The sequence below is a fragment of the Slackia heliotrinireducens DSM 20476 genome (genome assembly GCF_000023885.1).
GTDB lineage: Bacteria > Actinomycetota > Coriobacteriia > Coriobacteriales > Eggerthellaceae > Slackia > Slackia heliotrinireducens.
In genome coordinates, this window is the sequence record NC_013165.1 from 2,139,158 (window position 1) to 2,161,337 (window position 22,180).

Annotated in this window: 21 protein-coding genes; 10 read left to right on the plus strand and 11 right to left on the minus strand. The window is 57.4% G+C overall.

The window, feature by feature from the left end; translation table 11 throughout:
- Position 1: 1 nt before the first annotated feature.
- Genes SHEL_RS09340 through SHEL_RS09360 form a run of 5 tightly spaced genes read left to right on the plus strand, consistent with a single transcriptional unit; the run spans position 2 to position 7,825 of the window.
- Positions 2 to 1,279 (plus strand): restriction endonuclease subunit S, encoded by a 1,278-nt coding sequence (locus SHEL_RS09340; protein ID WP_012799025.1) that lies wholly within the window; start codon positions 2 to 4, stop codon positions 1,277 to 1,279.
- Between the two features lie 18 nt (positions 1,280 to 1,297).
- Complete coding sequence (locus SHEL_RS09345; protein ID WP_012799026.1) at positions 1,298 to 3,136, plus strand: DUF262 domain-containing protein; 1,839 nt, start codon at positions 1,298 to 1,300, stop codon at positions 3,134 to 3,136.
- A 15-nt stretch (positions 3,137 to 3,151) separates the two neighbouring features.
- Positions 3,152 to 6,166 (plus strand): type I restriction endonuclease subunit R, encoded by a 3,015-nt coding sequence (locus tag SHEL_RS09350; RefSeq protein ID WP_012799027.1) that lies wholly within the window; start codon positions 3,152 to 3,154, stop codon positions 6,164 to 6,166.
- Positions 6,156 to 6,767, plus strand: coding sequence for a hypothetical protein (locus SHEL_RS09355; RefSeq protein WP_012799028.1), 612 nt, complete (start codon positions 6,156 to 6,158; stop codon positions 6,765 to 6,767). The genes SHEL_RS09350 and SHEL_RS09355 overlap by 11 nt, the downstream gene beginning before the upstream one ends.
- The gene (locus SHEL_RS09360; RefSeq protein ID WP_012799029.1) at positions 6,764 to 7,825 is read left to right on the plus strand and encodes a hypothetical protein; all 1,062 of its coding nucleotides are present in this window, start codon (positions 6,764 to 6,766) and stop codon (positions 7,823 to 7,825) included. The genes SHEL_RS09355 and SHEL_RS09360 overlap by 4 nt, the downstream gene beginning before the upstream one ends.
- Before the next feature lie 138 nt (positions 7,826 to 7,963).
- On the opposite strand, the gene SHEL_RS09365 is transcribed toward SHEL_RS09360, so the two are convergent.
- From SHEL_RS09365 to SHEL_RS09390, 6 genes are all read right to left on the minus strand, one after another.
- Complete coding sequence (locus SHEL_RS09365; protein ID WP_012799030.1) at positions 7,964 to 8,317, minus strand: YraN family protein; 354 nt, start codon at positions 8,315 to 8,317, stop codon at positions 7,964 to 7,966.
- A 551-nt stretch (positions 8,318 to 8,868) separates the two neighbouring features.
- Positions 8,869 to 9,114, minus strand: a complete 246-nt coding sequence (locus tag SHEL_RS09370) for a hypothetical protein (RefSeq protein ID WP_012799031.1) — start codon at positions 9,112 to 9,114, stop codon at positions 8,869 to 8,871.
- A 143-nt stretch (positions 9,115 to 9,257) separates the two neighbouring features.
- The gene (locus SHEL_RS09375; protein ID WP_012799032.1) at positions 9,258 to 9,923 is read right to left on the minus strand and encodes a hypothetical protein; all 666 of its coding nucleotides are present in this window, start codon (positions 9,921 to 9,923) and stop codon (positions 9,258 to 9,260) included.
- A gap of 397 nt (positions 9,924 to 10,320) precedes the next feature.
- Positions 10,321 to 10,686, minus strand: a complete 366-nt coding sequence (locus SHEL_RS09380; protein ID WP_012799033.1) for a plasmid mobilization protein — start codon at positions 10,684 to 10,686, stop codon at positions 10,321 to 10,323.
- Positions 10,686 to 11,756 carry a site-specific integrase gene (locus SHEL_RS09385; protein ID WP_012799034.1) on the minus strand — a complete coding sequence of 357 codons (1,071 nt, stop codon included), beginning with the start codon at positions 11,754 to 11,756 and terminating at the stop codon, positions 10,686 to 10,688. The genes SHEL_RS09380 and SHEL_RS09385 overlap by 1 nt, the downstream gene beginning before the upstream one ends.
- Complete coding sequence (locus tag SHEL_RS09390) at positions 11,746 to 11,952, minus strand: hypothetical protein (RefSeq protein ID WP_012799035.1); 207 nt, start codon at positions 11,950 to 11,952, stop codon at positions 11,746 to 11,748. Before SHEL_RS09390 ends, SHEL_RS09385 begins: the two co-directional genes overlap by 11 nt.
- 165 nt (positions 11,953 to 12,117) lie before the next feature.
- Here SHEL_RS09390 and SHEL_RS09395 point away from each other — a divergent pair, with 165 nt between their 5' ends.
- Complete coding sequence (locus SHEL_RS09395; protein WP_012799036.1) at positions 12,118 to 12,543, plus strand: helix-turn-helix domain-containing protein; 426 nt, start codon at positions 12,118 to 12,120, stop codon at positions 12,541 to 12,543.
- Between the two features lie 505 nt (positions 12,544 to 13,048).
- Here SHEL_RS09395 and guaA read toward each other — a convergent pair.
- Both guaA and SHEL_RS09405 read right to left on the minus strand, forming a co-directional pair.
- Entirely contained in the window at positions 13,049 to 14,659 is a 1,611-nt protein-coding gene (gene guaA / locus SHEL_RS09400; RefSeq protein ID WP_012799037.1) for a glutamine-hydrolyzing GMP synthase, read from the minus strand.
- 142 nt (positions 14,660 to 14,801) lie between these two features.
- Complete coding sequence (locus SHEL_RS09405; RefSeq protein WP_012799038.1) at positions 14,802 to 15,320, minus strand: DUF1836 domain-containing protein; 519 nt, start codon at positions 15,318 to 15,320, stop codon at positions 14,802 to 14,804.
- Between the two features lie 174 nt (positions 15,321 to 15,494).
- Between SHEL_RS09405 and SHEL_RS09410 the strand changes: the two genes are divergently transcribed.
- The 4 genes from SHEL_RS09410 to thpR all read left to right on the plus strand — a co-directional run bounded on the left by SHEL_RS09410 (position 15,495) and on the right by thpR (position 18,532).
- Positions 15,495 to 16,328 carry a DegV family protein gene (locus SHEL_RS09410; RefSeq protein WP_012799039.1) on the plus strand — a complete coding sequence of 278 codons (834 nt, stop codon included), beginning with the start codon at positions 15,495 to 15,497 and terminating at the stop codon, positions 16,326 to 16,328.
- A 35-nt stretch (positions 16,329 to 16,363) separates the two neighbouring features.
- Positions 16,364 to 16,966 (plus strand): hypothetical protein, encoded by a 603-nt coding sequence (locus SHEL_RS15105; protein ID WP_126513797.1) that lies wholly within the window; start codon positions 16,364 to 16,366, stop codon positions 16,964 to 16,966.
- A 100-nt stretch (positions 16,967 to 17,066) separates the two neighbouring features.
- Entirely contained in the window at positions 17,067 to 17,888 is an 822-nt protein-coding gene (locus SHEL_RS09420; RefSeq protein WP_012799041.1) for a gamma-glutamyl-gamma-aminobutyrate hydrolase family protein, read from the plus strand.
- An 8-nt stretch (positions 17,889 to 17,896) separates the two neighbouring features.
- A complete protein-coding gene (gene thpR, locus SHEL_RS09425) occupies positions 17,897 to 18,532 on the plus strand; it encodes an RNA 2',3'-cyclic phosphodiesterase (RefSeq protein ID WP_232001587.1) in 636 nt (211 codons plus the stop codon).
- 39 nt (positions 18,533 to 18,571) lie between these two features.
- Here thpR and SHEL_RS09430 read toward each other — a convergent pair whose 3' ends face one another.
- From SHEL_RS09430 to SHEL_RS14480, 3 genes are all read right to left on the minus strand, one after another.
- Positions 18,572 to 20,023 (minus strand): hypothetical protein, encoded by a 1,452-nt coding sequence (locus tag SHEL_RS09430; protein WP_012799043.1) that lies wholly within the window; start codon positions 20,021 to 20,023, stop codon positions 18,572 to 18,574.
- 84 nt (positions 20,024 to 20,107) lie between these two features.
- Complete coding sequence (locus tag SHEL_RS09435) at positions 20,108 to 20,731, minus strand: response regulator transcription factor (RefSeq protein ID WP_012799044.1); 624 nt, start codon at positions 20,729 to 20,731, stop codon at positions 20,108 to 20,110.
- A gap of 12 nt (positions 20,732 to 20,743) precedes the next feature.
- The gene (locus SHEL_RS14480; protein ID WP_126513798.1) at positions 20,744 to 22,150 is read right to left on the minus strand and encodes a sensor histidine kinase; all 1,407 of its coding nucleotides are present in this window, start codon (positions 22,148 to 22,150) and stop codon (positions 20,744 to 20,746) included.
- Between the last annotated feature and the right edge of the window lie 30 nt (positions 22,151 to 22,180).

Consider the following 22,180-nt stretch of genomic DNA (forward strand, 5'->3'; position numbering starts at 1 on the left):
CATGGAACGCTACGAGGCGTATAAGGATTCTGGAGTTGAGTGGATTGGCGAGATACCCTCTACATGGACTTTAGCCAGGACGAAAGCAGTGTTCAGCAGTAAGAAACGCGTTGTTGGCGATAAGGCTAATGAATATCAGCGCCTTGCACTAACAATGCATGGCGTATTACTGCGCGATAAAGATGACAACGAAGGACTTCAGCCGGAGCAATTTGAGGGTTACCAAATACTTGAAGCTAATGAATTGGTATTCAAATTAATAGACTTGGAAAACATTAAAACAAGCCGTGTTGGCCTTTCGCCGTATACGGGTATTGTTTCACCTGCATATATAACGCTTACGCAAACGGATTCCGACAATAGGTACTTCTATTATTGGTTCTTCGCGCTATATCAGCAAAACGTGTTCAACCAATTAGGTGGCAATGGTGTCCGGAGTGCGCTCAACAAAGATGATCTTTTGAACCTTCCGATGCTCCTGCCAAAACAGGACGAGCAGCGGGCCATCGCCAACTACCTCGACGCCAGGACCGCCGAGATCGACGCGCTCGTTGCGGACTGCGAGCGGGAGGCCGAGCTGCTGCGGGAGTACCGCAAGGCGGTCATCTCCGAGGCCGTCACCAAGGGCCTCGACCCCGACGCGCCCATGAAGGACTCCGGCGTAGAATGGATCGGTGAGATTCCGGAGGGGTGGCTAGTACGTCCGTCTAAGACGTTGTTTGCCGAGGCGAAAGAGCTGCGACACTCCGATGACGAGCAGTGTGCTGCTACGCAGAAATACGGAATTATCCCTCAGGCTCGGTATATTGCCATCGAGAATCAACGTATGGTAGTTGCTGATAAGAACCTTGATGCGTGGAAGCACGTTGAGCCAGGGGACTTTGTTATTAGCCTTCGTAGTTTTCAGGGTGGCTTGGAGCTGAGCGAAATTACAGGGTGTGTCACTTGGCACTACATTGTGCTTAAAGGAAATGACTTAGTTGAAGCGGGATATTTCAAGTATTTGTTTAAGACAACGAAATACATAGAGTCGCTTCAAAGGACGTGTACGTATATACGAGATGGGCAAGATTTGCGGTATTCGAATTTTGTGCAGGTTCCATTGCCCTTACCGTCCAGAGAAGAGCAGGTCGCAATTGGTGTCTACCTCGACGCCAAAACCGCCGAAATCGATGCCCTTATCGAGGCCAAGCAAACCATGGCCGACAAGCTGCGGGAGTACCGCAAGTCGCTGATATCCGAGGCGGTCACGGGTAAGTTCAAGGTCCCCGGCGTCTAGCACCATGGAGAAGGAAGCATGAAGAAGATCACTGGAACAGAGAAGACGTTCAAGCAGCTGCTGCAGAACACTAAGTACTCCATCCACTACTACCAGCGCGAGTACGCCTGGCAGTACAAGCAGGTGCAGGAGCTCATCGACGACCTGACCGACGAGTTCCTCATCTACTACGACCCAACACACGAGCGCAAGGACGTCGCCCAGTACGGCGTGTACTTCATGGGCAGCGTCGTTCTCGCCGGTCGCGAGAACGCCATCATCGACGGACAGCAGCGCCTCTCGTCTCTGTCGCTGCTCCTCATCTACCTGCGTCGACGGCTGCTCGGCATGGGCATGACGATAGCGACCGTCGACCAGATGATCTTCTCCGAGAGCTTCGGCACCGCATCGTTCAACATATCGGTTGAGGACCGCGAACCGTGTCTGCAGGCGCTCAATGACGGCAAGGAGTTCGACCCCGACGGCTACGGCGAGAGCGTCAAGAACCTGTACGCCCGCTACCAGGACATATGCGACCTGTTCCCTGAAGAGATAGACGACGCGGCGCTTCCGTACTTCGCCGACTGGCTGACCGAGAAGGTCTACTTCATCGAGATAGTGACCGAGACCGAGCAGGACGCGCACAAGGTGTTCGTGTCCATGAACGACCGAGGGCTCAGCCTCACCTCCGCCGAGATGCTCAAGGGATACCTGCTCTCGGAGGTGGCCGACGACAAGCGGCGCGAGAAGCTCAACGATGCCTGGAAAGCCAAGATGCTCGCCCTGAAGGAGCTCGGCAAGAGCGAGGAGGAGGACTGCATCAAGGCGTGGCTTCGCGCCAAGTACGCCGAGAGCATCCGCGAGAACAAGAAGGGCGCGACGCCCGAGGACTTCGACCTCATCGGCGGCAGCTTCCACAAGTGGGTTCGTGACGAGCACGCGCGGCTGGGCCTCAACTCGTCGGACGAGTTCGAGCGGTTCATCGAGGAGTTCTGCAAGTTCGCGGACATCTACATACGCTTGAAGCATTGGGAGTGGGCGTTTGACAAGGAGCAGCCGTACCTCTTCTACAACGCGGCGCTCAGTTTCACCCTGCAGTCTCAGCTCTGTCTGGCGCCCATACGGGCCGAAGACCTGGGTGACACCATCGACCGGAAGATCCTGCTCGTTTCGCGCTTCATTGACATCCTCATCTACACGAGGGCCATCAACTACCGGAGCATGGACTACTCGACGATCAAGTATGCCATGTTCCAGCTGACGAAGCGCATCCGCAACCTGGGCGTTGCCGAGCTGGCAGCACAGCTCGGCAAGGAGGTCACCGACCTTGGCATGAGCATCGAGGGCGCCTGGGATGACTTCCGACTGAACTTCTACACGAAGAAGTACATCCGCCACATGCTCGCCCGCATCACCGACTACGTGGAACGCGGCTGCGACCAGCCAGGCCACTACTTGGAGTACGTGGCCGTGAAGAGCAAGCGACCCTTCGAGGTCGAGCACATCATCACCGACCACTTCGAGTGGTACCAGGACGAGTACGGCAGCCGCGAGGAGTTCGAGGCCACGAGGAACAGGCCAGGCAACCTGCTGCTGCTCGACAAGTCGACGAACGCATCGATCAACGACGACCGCTACCCGGACAAGCTGCCCGTATACGGCAGTGAGAAGGGCAACGTGCTCTCGGCGGCCCTCGTTGCAGCCTCGTACCAGCACAACCCGCGCTTCCTCAAGTTCATGGGAGAGACTGGTTTCGATTTCAAGGCATACGAGACCTTCGGGCGAGAGGAAATATCCGAAAGATCCAATCTGGTCAAAGCGCTGGCACTGGCGCTCTGGACGCCGGATTTCGATGATCTGGCGGTTATGGGTAAATAGCATCAGGGGGCGAACATGGAGCAAGTCACCTACATGGCGGTTGGACTGCCGAAGACGACGGAGAAAAACTTCGAGAACAACGTCGAGTCGATGATGCACGATGCCGGATGGGACGTGTTCGAAAGCAACGCTGAGGCTCAAGCCGACTACGACCGCAAACGGGCGCTGAAGACCAAATCGGTCCTCGGCTTCGTAAAGGAAACCCAGCCCGAAGAGTGGGCGAAGATCGAGAAAATGTACGGCGCTAAGGCCGAGGAGCGCTTCCTGAAGCGCCTCTGCGACGAGCTGGAACCGCACGATGAACGGGGCGGCGTTGTGAACGTGCTCCGCCACGGCATAAGGATGGCGCCGGGCGCGCAGTTCCGCCTATGCTTCTTCAAACCGGCGACAGGCAAGAACCCAGACGCCATCGCCCGCTACGAGGCGAACCGCTTCGAACTCGTGAGGCAGCTGCGCTACGGTACGCTGCCCGACGACAAAGACAACTCGGTGGACACCGTGCTCTTCCTGAACGGCATCCCCGTGGCGACCATGGAGTTGAAGAACAACCTCTCCGGCCAACGGACCGACCACGCCGTGAAGCAGTACAAGACCGACCGCAGCCCGAAGGAGCTGCTGTTCAAGCCGAACCGTCGCGCTATCGTGCACTTCGCGCTCGATTCCGAGACAGTCGAGATGTGCACGTGGCTCGCCAACGGCAAGTCGTACTTCCTGCCTTTCAACAGAGGCAACGGCATGAGCGGCGCGGGCAACCCGCCGAACCCGAACGGCTACCGCACTGAGTACCTGTACCGAGAGATCCTCGAGACCGATTCGCTCCTCGACATCATCCAGCGCTTCGTGCGCGTGGAGTACGATGCGGACACTCATGCGATGAAGAAGATCATCTTCCCGCGCTACCATCAGCTCGACGCCGTACGCAAGCTCGTCGCGGACGCCAAAGCGAGCGGGGCCGGCAAGAGCTACCTAATCCAGCACTCGGCGGGCTCGGGCAAGTCGAACTCCATCGCATGGCTGGCTCACCACCTGCAGTCGCTGCACGACGCCGGCGACAACCCGGTGTTCGACACCGTTGTCATATTGACCGACCGACGCAACCTGGACGCCCAGCTCTCAGAGACGATCGACTCGGTCGAGCACAAGCGCGGCGTCGTGGTGCGCATCCGCGAGGAGGATGGCTCGGCAGGCCTCAAGGAGGCTCTGAACTCGGGTGCGCAGATAATCACGTCGACCATCCAGAAGTTCCCCTACATCTGCTCTGAGACGAAGGTCTCCGGCCGCAGGTTCGCAGTCATCATCGACGAAGCGCACTCATCGCAGTCCGGCAAGGCGAACGCCAAGATGAAGATGGCGCTCATCGACCGCGACTTGGATCCCGATGAGCCGTGGGACGACGAGGACGAGCTCGCCAAGGAGATGAAGGCGCAGGGCAAGATCCCCAACCTGAGCTTCTTCGCGTTCACGGCCACGCCCAAGGCGGCCACGCTCGAGGTCTTCGGCACCCGCGACGACGAGTGCAAACGCGACGAGAACGGCATGCTCATCCCGCGGCCGTTCCATCTTTACAGCATGAAGCAGGCCATCGACGAGGGCTTCATCCTGGACGTGCTGGAGAACTACACCTGCTTCGAGAGCTACTTCAAGCTGGTGAAGACCATCGCCGACGACCCCAAGTACAAGGAGATGAAGGCCAACCGCGCCCTCATGGGCATCGCCGAGTGGAGTCCGGCCATGGTCGACCGCAAGGCGCAGATCATCGTCGAGCACTTTATGAACGACGTGGAGGGCGTGCTCGGCGGGAAATCGAAGGCCATGGTCGTTACCTGGAGCCGCCCGATGGCATACCGCCTGTACCGAGCGATGGCCGACTACATCGCCCGGGAGCGCTACGCGTGCGAGATCATGGTGGCTTTCTCGGGCAAGCTCGAGGTCGACGGCGAGGAGCTCACCGAGGCGAGCATTAACGGCGTACCGGAATCCCGAACGGCCGAGCTCTTCGACTCCGACGAGAAGCGCATCATCGTGTGCGCGAACAAGTTTCAGACAGGCTTCGACCAGCCCAAGCTTTGCGCCATGTACGTGGACAAGATGCTCACAGGTGTGGCGGCGGTGCAGACGCTCAGCCGTCTAAACCGCACGTGTTCGATCCCCGGCAAGCGCACGTTCGTGCTCGACTTCGCTAACACGTGGGACACGATCCGAGCGAGCTTCGCGAACTACTACGAGGCCACCGAGCTCGATGCCGCGACCGACCCAGACGTCATCTACAACCTGGCGAGCAGGCTTGATGATTACCACGTGTACGAGACCTCCGAGGTCGAGGCCGTGGCGGACGCCTACTTCGGCGAGCCCGACCCCGATAAGGTGTTGATGAAGGTGGAGGCGAGGCTGCAGCCCGCCGTCGACCGCTGGAAGGCGAAGGACGACACGAAGAAACGCGAGTTCAAGGCGCTGCTACGCAAGTTCCTACGCTCGTACTCGTTCATCACGCAGATGGTGAGGCTCGGCGACGAGGATCTGCACAGGCTCTTCGTATACGGCGGGTTCCTAGTCAAGAAGCTCTTCCTCGAGACCGGCGACACCCCTGACCTTCGTGACAAGGTGGAGCTGGAGTACCTCCGCATCGAGGACAAGGGCACCCAGGCCATCAAGCTGCAGAGTGAGCAGCTGCACAACGGCGGTGCTAACGCCGGCATTGCCAAGGAGGAGGAAGAGGAGCGCCTGAGCGTGCTCATCGATCACCTCAACGAGGTCTTCGGCACCGAGTGGGAGGACGCCGACAAGATCATCAAGGCGTGCGCCGACAAGATCTGCGAGGACGAGGACTTCGTGGCCAAAGCGCGAACCAACACAATGGGCGACCTGCGGGCGATCTTCGGAGGTGTGATGATGGATGCGCTCGCCGCGATCTTGTCAGACAGCCAGGACATGTTCGAGAAGTTCAGCGAGAACCCCGACGCTTTCATGCGTGTGATGGACGACGAGCTGCTGCCAATCGTGTACCGAAGGTGCAACGCAGATGTTCAATAGGAATGTGTCTCACGCGAGGTTTATCGAGCGGCAAATCGAAGACGCTCGAGCTGCGGTAAAGGCAGACAACCTGCTCTCCGCGCTTGCCCTCTCCCTGACATTTCCAGATGTCTTCGGACAGGTGCTGTTTCCGAATATTGTCTTGCAGAATGGCAGGAGAAACGCCGGAGCGCAGTACGCAAAATGGTTTGACGAGTTTGTCGGTGCTGAATATGAGGCGCCAGAAAAACCGGAGAGCCGCGAGCTCAAAAGATATTTCACCGGGAAAATGTGCTGGAAGCTGCGATGTGCCTACCTGCATGAGGGAAAGTCAGACAACAACTATCCATATGAGCCTTCTGATAGCCAGAGCAGCTCTGAACATGAATTCGAGTTCGAGCTCGCTCTCCATGCATGCGATACGATTGGTGACATGACCGAGAGCACTGCGCCCAATCGTATCAAACGACATGTGAGAATCGACATCGGCAAGCTCTGCATGTGCCTTTGTGATGCGGCAGAGCACTGTCTGCGCGACAACGCAGAATTGTTCGACGAGAGCACGAGCGATATTCTCGATCTGCCCTATATGATCAGGCTGTTCGGGATGGATGACCAATGAGCAGTATTCGCCAAGGCGCCGATTCCGCAGACCGCCCCGAGATCCATGTCGAGCAGGATGATGCCCTGGCAAGATTGGGGCTTTTCTCCAGTTGTCCCCCTGCAAGCGCGTTTCAAAAGGTTGATTTCGGCGACATCGTCCTGGGTGCCGATTTCTTCAGTACCAATTTAAGCAAGCTCATCGATAGCTCGAAGATCTGGGCAGAGTCTACGGGACTTGTCACTGCATACTACGACAGTGTCATGTCCAAGATTCCAATAGACGGTCTCGTGCAAGCCGTATCCTCGTTTTACGACCATTCTTCAGTTTTTGCAGATATCTCTAGAATTGCCGCTGATTTCAGCGAGGGCGTTGCTAAGTCCATCGGGCGAACGATTAAGGTCCAAGAAATTGCCTCGCCTCTTCTGGAATCTCTGCGACCCAGCATTGATGCCATTGGAAAGGTTCTCGACAACCTCGACGCAGAAGGATTCTGGGGCTCATGCAGAGAGTCAGCAGAAGAGTGGGGCGGGCATGGCTGGGTGCTGCTTGATGGAATGAACATGCGCATGATTAGAAGCTGCCCTGGCACTTTTCCCGAAGCGAACAGAATCTTGAAGCCTATCGCCCTGGCGAGTTTTCCTGAAACAAAAGCAGTTATTTTGGCTAACGCTCGCAAGCGAAAAGATGTCGTAGAAATGTTCTCGCTATATGAAGAAAAGCATTATAAGCCATGCGCGATGATGGCTTGCTCCCTCATCGAAGGCGAGATCATCAACTGGAAGATTGCGAAAACCCGAACCCGGAGGGTCAATTCTAAACCGACATCACTAACCATAGCCGAAGACGTCGCCTCATCGCAGCAAGCCATGGTCGATCTTGTAAGCACGATTGCAGCGTACGATCACTTTTTTAGAAACACTCATCCGTTCAATAGAGCGCTGGAAGGCGAGCTGAACAGAAACTTCCTGATGCACGGGATGATGCACAAGGAGGTCACCCAGGTTGCTTGCCTGAAGCTTTTTTACCTTTTGGAAAAGGTTGCGGTGCTTCTACCGTCTTGCGCCGTCAACGGATAAGTGGAGAGGGTGTCAGGAAGAGTCCGATGCAGACCTTGGATGTGCGTGACCCCTCGGCGCTAGCATCTTGTCATACCTTGCGCCGAGGGGCTGCCCGGGGCCGCTAGGCCCCGGGCCGTCAAGCCTTGGGGCGAGGTCTTACCCCAGCGGCGTGATCGCGTTGATGTGGTGGCGGATGAGCGCCCGGCTCTCCCCGAGGATGAGCACGCCCACGATGTCGTATCGGACCTCGGTGTTGCTCAGGTCGGCCTCGGCCAGGTAAGCCGCGGCGATGCGCTCGAAGGCCTTGCGGTCCGGCGCCTCCTCCGGGATGCCCTCGCCGGCGTTCTCGCTGACCTCGCAGTCGATGAAGACCAGCGCGTCGTCCTCGTCGGTGGCGATGAAGTCGACGGAGTCCCTGCCGTGGCACCAGCCGTCCTCGAGGATCTCGTAGCCCTTGAGCTCCAGATAGCGCCTGACGCCCTGCTTCGCCCTCTGAATCGTTGCCTCCATGATTGACCTCCTTTGGTGTTGCGGCCCGCCCCTGTGGCGAACCTTGTGGCGCCTCGTCCGCTCCGGTTCCCGGAGGATGCAAGGGAGGAAGCGAAACCCGGAGGGCTCGAGTTTTTCTGGCGCCTTCTTGGGATTCCCCAGAAAAAGTTTTCGCGGCCCTTGCGGCCGTGAGGGGTTCGGTGCGAACGTGAGCGTCCAAGGAGAGCGCAGGGCGGGTCAGCGGCCCTCAGGAGGGCTTCTGGAGGCTCTCAGAGGGTGATGCGGGTCGTCCGGTGCGTGCGATCATGGCGAGATTTCGAGCACGGTAGTTCGATGCGGGCTTCATGTTCCGTCGCCCGACTGTCGCGACTGGCTTTCTGCAGAGGCCAGTGCCGCCGGGGTTTTCCGAAAGGCATCAGATCCGCATGGTCATCAAAGCGCTGCGGCCTCCTGCCATATGAGGCTGCGCTTTCCGAGGCTGCGCGTCGCAGGCGTGCCATTTTCGAAGAGCGCGCTTCCGCACCATGCTGCAATCGCATTGCTGGGGTTCTCGCCCCAAGGCTTGAACGGGGCTACTGCACCGCGCCCACAGAGCCCTCGGCGGTCGAAATGGTTTCATTCCGAAGCCCGTCGGATTTGCCCTCTGCGATGGAGAGCACCTCTTGGAGCGACTCGTCCGCGAAATCGAGTGCCTTCAAGATGACGAAGCCCGCGTTGGGGCTGTCGCCGAGGTCGAATACGCCGGCCACGATGATGTCCTGAACGCCCTTCACGATGCACTGGACGTCGTAGGCGCGGTCGTACAGATTCGTTTCCATATGATCACCCCCTTTCGAACGTAATCGTGCGAGCATGTCGTGACTCGAACGTGACCATTCGCGCACGGATGCGTGACATGAGAAAGAAAAGACCGGCGCCCCAGTTCGGGACGCCGGTCTGAGCGGCTGTTATGCGGATGCGGCTATCCGCGCGGCTTGATCCTCGCCATCGGTCCATGGACGTAGTTGTTGGAGTTCCAGGAGAAGTCCCCGTCGTGATCCATCCAGGCGACGTAGGGCAGGTCCGGGTAGGTGACCTCGGTCTTGCCGTTTTCGCCCTCGACCCACACCGAGATGCGGTTGAACTCGGGCTGGCCGAAGCCCACGATCGGATACGCCTTCCAATCATCGTAGTGCGAGAACATCCAGACCTCGTCGCCGATCCGAAGCTCGCCCACGGGGACCTCGACGGAGTCCAGGAACTCTCCGAGACGCTCTTCCTCGGGCATCGAGCGGTCGAAGTCGCGAAGCATCTGATCGAAGTCGTACTCCTGCTGCTCGACGAACCCGTCGTAGAGTCCGATGCGGTCGACGATTTTCCAGCCATCCACGACGTAGATGCCGTTGTCGCCGGGATCCATGCGCTCGTCTGTGGTGTAGGGCATGATTCCGACGGAGTTGGTGCCTCCGAAGAAGTTGCCCATGACCTGGCACATGCGCGCCCAGCCATAGTCGTCCTTGGCGGGGTCCCGGTAGCCCTTGAGCTCGCAGTAGCGCAGCAGCGGCTCAACGGTGTCGCGTCCTCCGTTCCAGTGCAGGTAGAGCCCGAGCTTCCTTTCCGGCGTGGTGATGACGGCCCTGTTTCCCATGATTGACCTCCTTAAGCCTTGGACCCGCCCCTTGCGGGCCCTGTGGCTCCGACGCCGCCGGGGTTCGCGGAGGGCGCAAGGGAAGAAAGCGGAAACCCGGAGGGCCCCGAGTTTCCATGCATCCGGCTTGGTTGTCTCCACGGAAAGTTTTCCGCGCCCTTGCGCGCGTGAGCGGTTCTCGGCGAGCCTCAAGGAGCGCATGGCCTGCATGGGACGGGCCTGGCAGCGGAGGCCTGTGGGAAGCGGGCTTCTCGCCTTGCATGAGCGGGATTCGTCCGGACTGGATCGGTGCGTTACACAGTGCGCATTAAGCTACATGAACGCGAATACGGACCTGAAGAGCCATCTGGCGAACCTGAGCAGCGCTTTGAGCAGCTTCATCGGCATCCTCCTTCCGTCACCTGCGGGCCATGTCGAGCAGCATCTCCTCGGCGGCGGGAACGGGGCTCGCTTCGCTGGTTCTGAAGCCGACGAACTCCTTCGACAGCAGCTCGGCGAGAGCAATGACGCGCTCATCGGGGCAGCCACCGTCGACGATGCGCGAGAGCTCGCGGTAGACGAGGTCCATCCTGTCGCGCAGGGCCTTGTAGACACGACTGCTCGGCGTCACGACGATTTCCTCGCATTGGAGGCGCTTTACGATGTAGTCCTGCTTGGTCATCCCGCTTGCCGCAACGAGGTCGTTAATCCGCGCACTCTGCTCGGGTGTCACGCGGAAACCGACTGTAATCAGCCTCTTGCGATGGTCGTTGGGACAGGGCATCAGATCTTTCTCCTCCCAGCGTCGAGCGCGCTTGCCATATCCCGCTGCTTGTTGGGGAACATGTGGGCATAGCGATACGTGATGTTGGCGCTCTCGTGCCCGACGCGATCCGCGATTGCCACGGCCGAAAATCCCATGTCGATGAGCAGCGACACGTGGCTATGCCGCAGGTCGTGGATTCTAATCCTCTTGACGCCGGACTCCTTGCAGCCCCGATCCATCTCGTGGTGCATGCGCGTTTTGGTGAACGGAAAGAGTCGGTCGTGGTCTCCGACGTCAAGCGACGCTATGTACTCGGCGATTTCCTCGGAGAGAAACTTCGGCATCGTCACCAGCCTGATTGACTTCTTGGTCTTCGGCTCGGTGACGGTGTCCCTGCCGTGTATGCGCTGAAACGTCTTTGTCACCGAGATGGTCGATCGCTCCAGGTTGATGTCCGAGGGAGTGAGCGCCAGCATCTCGCCGACGCGCAGGCCGCACCAGTAGAGGATCTCGAATGCCGTGAACGAGTCAGGCTTGTCCATGATGGCCTCTGCGAACTTGAGATATTCCTCTTTAGTCCAGAACTTCATTTCATCTCCTTGCTTGGAACCCATCTTGTCGACTCGCGCGCAGGGGCTCTTGGGTAGCCCGTAGTACCTTACGGCGTGGTTAAATATCGCATTGAGCTGGTTGTTTACGGCGCGGAGGTACGTCTCGGCGTAACCAGTGCCTTTCGGCCCCTTCTCGGACATCATCTCGTTCTGCCAGCGAATGACATCAATGGTCGTGATTTCGTCCATGCTCATCTCGCCGAAAAATGGCATGATTTTCTTGTCGATCATGTGCTGCTTCGTATGCCATGTGGACTCGCGTAGGCGCGGCCTCATGTCCTCGGTATACAGATTCATGAACTGCGAGAACTTCATGCTCATGTTCTCGGAGTCGGCCTTTGAGAACGAAGCCTCCCATTCATTGGCCTCTTCTTCGCTCTTGAATCCGCGTTTGATGGTGTGGCGCCGGCGGTTGCGGGAATCCCGGTACCAGACTTGCGCGGTCCAAGTACCGTTGCCTTCGCACCTAACGCTCATCGCCCGCGCTCCTGCCTGGGAGGTCGGCAAAGTAGGCCAGCATGAACTTCCCCTCGTCAACCTTGCCCGGGATGGTCTTCTTGCCTTCGGCTTCCATGTCGGCGTTGAGGTCCCTGATGATGCGGTACGCAGTTCCCTTTGACACTCCGAGCTTGCTTGCGACTTCCTTTGCGCCGATGAGTCTGTAATCGTGCATATGTTCTCTCCTTATCTCTCATACCGCACGTTATCGTGCTGTTACATTACGAACCATAACAGCACGCATATGTGCTGTCAATGCATTGCGCACGATTTCGTGCTGTTGTATGATTTGCCGTGTCGCGTGGTGGCTTCTGATGCCACGGTTTCGGGAAGGGAAGGCATGGGCGTAGGAGAGCGCATAAGGGCGCTGCGGAGGTCCGCTGGTCTTACACAGAAGGAGCTTGCAGCCTCTATCGGGCTTACCGAGTCCGCCGTTCGCAACTACGAGCTCGGGCTGCGCACGCCCAGCGACGATCAGCTCGCCGCCATGGCGGATTCGATCGGAGTCGCCCCTGAAGCCCTCATGGACATCCGCGTCGAGAGCGCCAGACAGGCCCTCGAGGTCCTCTTCAGGATGGAGGATACGCTCGGCTTGGTGCCGCAAAGCGATGGCGACTCAATAGGCCTTGGAATCGACCCTGAAGCTGAGCAGGCCCCTATCATGCACCAGTCCCTCGTGGCCTGGAAGCGCATGCGCGACGGGCTGGAAGACGGTACCGTGACCCCTGATGAGTACGCGGCCTGGAAGGCATCTTTCACCGCATAGCCTAGATTCAGCGGCTTGCAACCCTCGTTTTCGCACCTTTTGGGAGTATTATGCCCATTGGATTGGGCGAGTAATACGTCAAGAAACACACCTCTGAGTTCCAATCCGACCCGTAGACACCCGAAAATACTCCCCATCACTGACCTGCGGAAATGCCTAATTCGCCTGTGTCCGGAGCTGCTGAGTTCCAAAGTGAGTTCCAATCGAGCCTTCAAACGCCATGCGGCCCTTTTGGGGAGTATTTTCGCGACAGTCCTTTAACCCTTCTTGTCACGCTTTAGCACCCTTTGGCACCGCTTGGTACCGAATTGCGGAGAAGCTGTGGGTAGGGAGTATTCTGCGGTGTAAAACCGCAGGTTGAAAGCCTGTTTTGACCATGAGAAAGCCCCGAAGCAAGTGCTTCGGGGCTTGAATACTCCCCATAGTTTCGGGGCGTTTTGTCCAAACGATACTACTCGGTGCCAGTCAAGGTGAGTACATACTGGAACTCAGCAAAAGTGCCAGATTACTCCCACTCGATTGTTGCGGGAGGTTTGGACGTAATGTCGTACAACACCCTGTTGACACCCGGAACTTCGGCTACGATACGGCCACTGACACGCGCCAACACTTCATAAGGAAGCTTAGCCCAGTCCGCCGTCATCGCGTCGCTCGATTCCACTGCGCGAAGGATGATCGGCCGCTGGTACGTACGTTCGTCGCCCATGACACCGACGCTCTTGATGTCAGGAAGCACGGCGAAATACTGCCAGCAGCTATGCTCGCTGTTGCGCTCCCCCGTCTCTTCGAAAAGCTTCGCGTTGTACGCATCCAGCTCTTCGCGGATAATCGCATCGGCATTTTTCAGGATTTCCAGCTTTTCAGGCGTCACGTCCCCGATGATGCGGATGGCCAGACCAGGTCCGGGGAACGGCTGACGGTGCACGATATAGTCGGGCAGGCCCAAAGCCGTACCCAGCGCACGAACCTCATCCTTGAAGAAGTGGTCCAGCGGCTCAATCAGGTCGAAATGAACCCCTTCGGGAAATGGAATCAGGTTGTGATGGCTCTTGATGGTAGAGGCTTTGCCACCGGTCTTTCGAGCGCCGCTTTCGATGATGTCAGGATAGATAGTACCCTGCGCCATGAACTGCACGGGACGCCCGTCTTCGGCGATGTCCTGCGCTACCGCGAAGAATTCGTTCCAGAACTGGGTGCCGATGATTCGGCGTTTCTCCTCGGGGTCAACCACCCCGGCAAGCAGGCCCGCATACCGCTCCTCGGCATGGACGTGCACGAAGTCGACGTCGAACTGTTTGGTGAAAACCTCCTCAACCTCTTCAGGCTCGTTTTTGCGAAGCAAACCGTGGTTCACGAACACGCAGGTCAACCGGCTGCCGATAGCTCGGGCGCACAGGGCGGCCACGACACTCGAGTCGACACCGCCGGACAGGCCCAAAATGACACGGGAATCCCCCACTTGCTCCTGGATGGCACGAACCGAGTCTTCGATGATGCCTTCCATGGTCCAGTTGGGCTGCAATCCGCAGATGTTGAACAAGAAGTTGCCCAGAAGATCCTGGCCATAGGGAGTATGCCTCACTTCAGGATGAAACTGGGTCGAGTATAGATTTCGATCGGGGCACTCCATGGAAGCAACGGGGCAGATTGCCGTCTGGGAGGTAACGCGGAACCCTTCGGGCACTTGGATGACCGCATCGCGGTGGCTCATCCATACCTGTTGCTGACTGGGCGTGCTCCCGAACAGCTTGCTGGTGCCGCCGTCGCAACGGGTGATGTCGGCATGGCCGTATTCGCCCTTTTCGGTATGGCCAACACGACCGCCGAGCGTCACGGCGATAACCTGATGGCCGTAGCAGAATCCAAGCACGGGAACCCCCAGTTCGAGCACGGCGGGATCAATAGTGGGAGCGTCTTCCGCATACACGCTCGCCGGACCGCCGGAGAGAATGATTGCCGAAGGCTTCATGTCCGCCAGCTCTTCGGCCGGAATGTCACAAGGAGCAATGGTCGAAAACACGCCTAAATCGCGAACGCGACGAGCAATCAGCTGGCCATACTGGGCACCGAAATCGAGAACGACTACCTTCTGCTCTGGAAACGTGGATTCATTCATGCTGGCCCCTTCTCTCAGACAAGCGAAACGTCATGTCAAAATCGAATGGACGAAGCATACCGCATGAAGCGCTCGTGCGCAGACGTAAACGAACGAAAACGCAAGGTATGCACTCGAAACGTCAGCAGGCAACATCCAGGATTTACTGGGATTGGCCGATTTCCTCCAGGAACTCGTCACTGGTGAAGCACGAATCCAAATAAATGATGTGGGTGAGCGCGATGATGACATTGCGCAGGGTGCGCTTGGCGAAAGTCGCATCCTCCTCTATCGTTCCTGGTTGAGCCCCTGTTTTGAACAGGTACTTGAGATGGGATTCGAACTCGTTGCAGAAATAGTCATGGGCGATTTCGATGCCGTAGGTGCTCTGTTGCAACTTGAACATGCCAACGATATTCTCCATCGACAAGACCCGTTTGGCAAGCGTGATGAACATGAGGTATGAAATCTGATCGGCATGATACCGCTTCCTGACCGGCCTTTCGATGTAACCCCTCTTCACATAATTGCTGAGCATAGATGGCGTTATTGAGATGTCCGCCCCTAGCGGCGCCAAGCAGGAGTTGATGAATTCTATGCATTGCTCCAGGTACAGGCCGACATCGGGTATCTCTCTATACCGAGGAAGATGAAAGTTTTTCATTTGATCCTGAGCAGCCATCTGTCGTTCCTGCTTGAGTTTCCAATTCTGCACCTATCCACTATATCGGTTTTTCAAGAACCGATAAAGAGGTTTCTTAAATCTTGACAAAAGCTCTTACACAAACTACCCTTAGATGTAGATTATTTATCGTGGCCTATTAGACCCAAGTCCATTCATGCAGAGGGAGAACCCATGTCCGTCAAAATCGTCTCCGACTCCTCGTCCGACACATTGTCCATCGAGGGCGTCGACTACACCACCGTCCCTCTGCACATCATTGTTGGCGAAGAGGACTTCGTCGACGATGAGAACGTGAACGTTTTGGCCATGCAGGCCGCCATCGACAAGTTCGGCGGCCCCACGTCCACGTCGTGTCCCTCCCCTCACGACTGGATTCAAGCCTTCGGAGATGCCGACGATGTGTTCTGCGTCACCATCACCAGCGGCCTTTCCGGATCTTGCGCCTCGGCGGAAACCGCCAAGCGCATGCATGAGTCAGACCACCCTGGTCGTCATGTATACGTTGTTGACTCCTTGTCTACGGGCCCCGAACTCACGCTGATCATCGAGAAGATCCGCGACCTTCTGCTTGAGGGCATTCCCGCTGCAGAAGTGTACGAACAGGTAAAGGAGTACCAAAAACGGACCCATTTGCTGTATGCCTTGGGTTCCGTTTCGAATTTGGCCAACAACGGTCGTGTGAATCCGCTGGTCGCCAAAGGCCTGGGGCTTCTGGGCATTCGCATCATCGGCACGGCATCCGAAGAAGGCACCTTGCAGATTCTAGACAAGGCACGCGGCGATAAGAAAACCGTAAAGACAATCCTTGAGCACATGATCGCCATGGGATATAACGGCGGCAAAGTATCCATTGCCCACAACGCCAATCTTGATTGCGCCTACGGCATGGCGAAGGCGATTCAGGATTCCTTCGGCTACACCGTTACCGACGTCCATCAAACTCGTGCGCTTGACAGCTATTACGCCGAGCAGAACTCCATCCTGGTAGGATTCGAGACGGAATAAGCCGTCGGCAGCAGGCACGAACCCGCGGCTCAAACATGGCGCTTTCATGGGAACAGATTCAACAGGTCTTGGGGGCTTACGCCCAAGGTAAAGAAGTGCGCCCCGTTTCGTCAAGGCGAACGCTGTTCGGCATCCCATCGTCATCTGAGCAGGCCATGACGCGAATCGCCATGGAAGTCGCCGCTGGGACCCCTTTGGATTCGCTCGAGGCAAGCCTCCTGCGAACCCGACTCATGAAAGAATCCGATGAATTGGGGCCACGTGTTGTGGTCGGTCGCGCCGATATGTATTACGTGTTCTGTGCCCGTGAAGCCGGCTTCGACATCCCGCCCTACCCATTCGACAGCAAAAGCGAACTGCCACTGTTTCTGAAGGCCGCCAACGCAGAAAACGTAGCGAACTGGTACGCCATCCAGGGCGTTCCCGCTGAAACCTACGAACGAATCTCATCGTATACCGCCATTGCAATAATTAGTTCGTATGATGACGAAGGCATGCCTGTTCGACACCTGCACCTGACAGGCAGCCCCCAGTTCGTTGACGCCTCGCGGTTCATGCCCCTGCATGAAAGCACCTTGCTGGAATTCGCAGACATTTCGACCCTGCAATCCATCGATGCCGCAATCCATGCTAACTGAAGGATTTGAAACCCTTCAGTTGCTGATACACAATTCACCTAATGCTGTGGCGTAATCCCTCTATAATGATTTCGTCTTCTGACTACCAAGAGGGGCTATTATGCAGACTTTTACACCGCTTATCGGTATAGCGCCGAAACTCGACGATAAGAACAGCATGATGCATGTTCCCGTCGAATACGTCCGGTCCATCGTCGCCGCTGGCGCTACGCCGCTCATTCTCCCTTTGACATGGGACATGAATGCATACGAACGACTGCTTCCATCCTGCGATGGATTCCTGCTTTGCGGCGGTTTGGACATCGAACCCCAGCGCTATGGCAGAGGTGACACCCATGTGAATCTCACAGCCCACACCCCTGGTCGCGATGCGCTCGAATGTCTAGTCGTCAATTACGCCTACGAATTTGACGTTCCGATTCTGGGTATATGCCGCGGCATGCAGATGCTCAACGTTGTCAGGGGCGGAACCCTTCATCTCGACCTGTCCGAACGTGCCAGCTCCGAAGAAGAACACATTGCCCACGACGCCATAGAGCATCCTTTCGATTACGTACACGATGTCGATGTTGTCCCTGGCACGATGTTCGCCGAAATTGTTGAAGAAGAACGCATTCCCGTGAACTCCCTTCACCATCAAGGCGTGAACAGCCTGGGCAGGAACATGCGCGCAAGCGCCTATGCCACCGATGGTCTCGTCGAGGCCATCGAGGCGATCGACCGGACATTCATGATGGGCGTCCAGTGGCATCCCGAAAACCTCGTGACCGACGGCCGCATGCTGAACCTGTTCGATACGCTTGCACGCCACAGCTTCGAGGCGCGCAACAGCGGCCGCCTTGAAGCAGCCCAAGGATTGTCGATCGAACTGACCCACAAGAGCGGAGCCTGGCCCGACATCACCCTCACCCGAGCCGATTAGTCCGCCATTTGCCGTTCGCAGCCCTGAGCGCGCGAATCGGCGTGGTAGTCTCAAAAGCGAATCAGGCTGGACGCCGACCCGCCATTCGACTCCATCTGCTTAGAAAGGCCAGCCACGCCATGAGGACGTTTATCGCCATTGACCCGCCTGAAGCCTTCATCGACGAAACTGCCGATCTTGCCCGATATCTGAAAACACGCATCGACGGACGCTTTATTGCCAGAGAAGCATATCACGTGACCCTGGCTTTCCTGGGCGATGCCGATCAACGGCAGATAGCCTCCGCCATGGACGCGATAGATGCCGTGGCGGATCGTGTATCTCCGACTTTGTCGCCAGGCGGCTTGGGCGTATTCGGAAAGCCCAAGGATTGCACGCTGTACCTGGAGCTGCAAAAGGACCCATCTCTTTTGACCCTATGCAAAGGCCTGCGGGAAGAGCTCGAAAGCCGCGACGTGCCCTTCGACAGCAAACCGTTTCTTCCCCACGTGACGCTCGCGCGCAGGGCGCATGTACCTGATGGGAATCTGGCAGGAATTCCTTTTCCCAACGCTTGTCGGGCCGATCGCGTCGTTCTGTTCAAGAGCGTTCTGACACCCGAAGGGGCGAGCTACTCCCCTCTCTACGAAAGGGAGCTGGGCTAGCTCGTCCAGACGTTCAGCCCAATGCCTTTCGATAGCCGTTTAGACCGATCGGGGCTCAGCCAATACGAAGACCGCCAGCACCATCATGACGCCGGCGGGCATGGCCGCCATGCCTGCAAACGGCAGGACGTCCATGATGGGAATCAGCCCCAGGCAACCCATGAAGGCAATAGCCGTGCGACAGGCCAAGTACGACCCGACGCCCCAAAGCAGCATTCCCGACGGAACGATGGCATGGGCGTATTCGCATGCATCATCCTCGAACACATCGTCATCTTCCCATTCTTCGAAGTCGTCAACATCAATCACCAGGTCATAGAACATTTGCAAGAACGTGCAGCGGCGTCCCGCATTGCCCGCTTCTTCCTGACCCTCAAGATCGACGCATTCACGCCCCAAAGAAACCAGCAATGCCCCCATCGCAAGGAGGACAGACACCGTTCCGGTCACGCCGAAGCGAAGGCATATCGCAGCCGGAGCCATGGCATAGTCGCCAAGCAGACGGTCATCCAAGCCAAACCCTCCTCCGAAAGGATGCATCAGTCCGAATACCCAATCGGCACGCCCCGACACGATCTGGTAGCCCTCGTCGAACAGCGACTTCCCAGGAGCAAGCCAGCTCGAAAGAGCCATCGAAGAACCGTCGAACGCCACTGCGTAGAGTGCGCAGGCTGACGCAGCTCCGACCAAAGCGACCCCATATCCGCCTTTTCCCATACGCATCAGCACGAAGCCGCATGCGACAAGAACCGCAACGGTCAATGCGTAGCAACGCACAAACATCGCAAGAGCGGCTGCGCCGGCAATTCCTTCAAGCAAGACGTAAAAACTACCCTCATCGTCACAGTCTTTTGCGGTGCAGCACATCCCAACGACAACGAGGGCTGCACCGATTTCGGACGCACAAATGTACATACCGAACACTTCCAGCCACCCACGCGCACCGCACCCGTAGCCGAAAACCCCTGCAGCGACCAGCGCCAAGAATCCCAGAACCGCAAACGACAGACCGAAAGAGGCCCAGTCTTCGCAACGCATCCCGTTCATGGTGCAACGAAGGCTAGATATTCCAAGGAACGCCATGGATCCGAACGCCAGAACCAGGACGTATCCGAACGACCACGAAACGGGAACCGACCCCCAATACACATCAGCAGCATAGGAGACATGGATGCTCGCGGAAAGCTCAACTAGCAGGCACATGACAGCGAAGGGAAGCACCGCCCGCTTGCTACCGCCGGAGAGGGCCCAAAGCGCCGAGCACGATGCAGCAGCCGCCAAAAACACGGCAACAAGGGCGTTCGTATAGACATCAGGACCTTCAACCGAGGCTGTTGCCGCCAAAAAGATGCCAGCTGAGGCTGCCGCACAGAAGCCAAGCCCCAATACGGCAGCCTTGTCGAAACGCTCGGAACAAAGCAGAGCGACCGCCGCCCCTCCGGTTCCCACCGCGAACAGAGCCCGAAACAACAGGCCGAATTCCCATAGCATAACGAAACCTCCTTGCAAATGACCCGATAACGGGCTTCATGCTACAAGGAGGACGTCGCGCCGATTGCGCAAGCGCCGTTTGACCTATTCGTCTTTCATGTTCGGAACGATAAGGCCGCAGGACACGGCATGCACGGCGAGCTTCAGGATGCTCTCATAGCCCGTCCGTGCCAGAATCTCGGATATGCGACGCTTCACCGTACCTTCGCTCAAGTACAGAATCTGGGCGATCTCCTTGCGGGATTTGGTTTCGCACACCAGCTTCAGAATGGCGATTTCATCTTCGGTGAAGTCAGACAGGTCGATGTCAGTCTGAATCGGCGCATGGGGATAGGTGGAGTATCCGTCCATTGTGGATTGAATCACGTTGAACAGGTCTTCCGTTCCTATGTTCTTGTACACGAAGCTGTCAACGCCAGCATCTTTGGCTTGTTGGACGAACGTGATGTCGGGCATGCCCGTCATGATGACGATCTTTACCGCAGGATTCAGCTTCTTAATCTTGGCGGAAGCGACAATGCCGCTCGAGTCGTTTTCGGTACACACGTCCATAAGGACAATGTCCGCTATGCCGCTGGCGGCCTCTTTGACCGCAACGGCAGCATCGACCTGGCGACTGACCACGCGCATGTTCTCCTGGGTATCGATTGCCTTGGCCAGAGAATCCAAAAGCATAGTCTGGTCTTCGACAATCATCACGTTAATCATTGCAACCCCCTGCTACCGTTCTCGGGCACCCATTGTACAGGGCATCTCCACTAAGACCGTGAATCTGGGACGCGGCACCACTTGGACGGTTCCGCCAAGAGACCCAACGGCTCGCCTCATGCCGCCGATACCGCCCCCGATCCTGAAGTCGCCGACAAGCGACTCGCCATCGTTGGTGACGGTCATGCGAACCTCGTCTTTTCTGCACTCGATATTCGCATCGACACGGTGCGCCTGGCCGTGGAACACCGCATTGGTTGCCGCTTCGCGCAGAGCATCCACGAGAACCGCCGCCAAGGCTTTATCGTCAGGAAGGCTTCCTGCGACATTGACTTCGACCCCAGCCAATGAGAAGGACGACACGATGGCATTTAGATCCGTCTCAGGCTCGTTGTCGCTGCTTGCAAGGTCATCCAGAATGCCGCTCAGCAATGGCTGCAGCTGCTCAACGGTCTCATCGGATATGTTGCCGTCCTCAAGGCTGCGATGCAGAATCGACAGCCGCTGCCCAATAACATCATGCACTCGGGACTTCATAATCAGGACAGCCTCGTTTTCGGCTGCCAACTGAAGGTTCTCCACGGAATCATGAAGGGAGGCCGCCGTCTCGGCAAGGCGCGCGTTCATTTCCTTAATCTGAAGGTTAAGCTGATAGCTGCCCGTAACGTCGAAGGCGATGACCCGGTCGCACAGGCCGTGCGCCAGTTTGACCTCATCCGCGACAAACATCCAAGCCCGTCCTGATCCGCCGAGTATGATGGTACCTGTCGATCCGTCTTCGTTTGAAACCGTGGATTCGCCACGTTCCTCAAGCCATGTACTCAGGCCAACTGTGCTCGCAAGGTCGGCGCGACGGCCCAAGTCGGCAAAGCAGCTGCGCATAGCATCGTTCATGAGAAGAACCTGCCCGTTTTTGGTAGCGCAGAGCACGCCCTCCGGAAGCTTGCGTACCGCCTCCACCACAGACAGGCGCGTCACTTTGCTGCGCACCCACCGCACATCCCGCCAAATCACGAAGATGCTTTGCGCCAGCAGAAGCAGGACGGACGCAACCACAGAAGCCTCCATAAGGAACGCGTCCATGCATCCCCAGATCGGGGGACACAGTGCCAGGCACGAGAAAACGCCTGGCAACCGCCACCATCTTCTGAACAGAACCATGTCACAGAGAAGCATCAAGGCCACAACGACAAGGCCGTAAAGCCCGGCGGCGACAATGGGAGCGTCGGTCCACCATTCGCTAGGTAAAGGAAGAGGAGTCAGCGTCGGGATTTCCTTTACTGCCAGAAGCATCAGGGCGGCAGCAAAGAGCATCGCGCATTCGCACGCTTTCGAGAAAGAACCGCTCAACCAAAACGTCCTCGAAACCATCACCAGGCAAACGTGGACTGAGAGCAACGTTGAAGCCACCATTGCCAAAACCAGCAGTATCACCTTGGGGAAGAATCC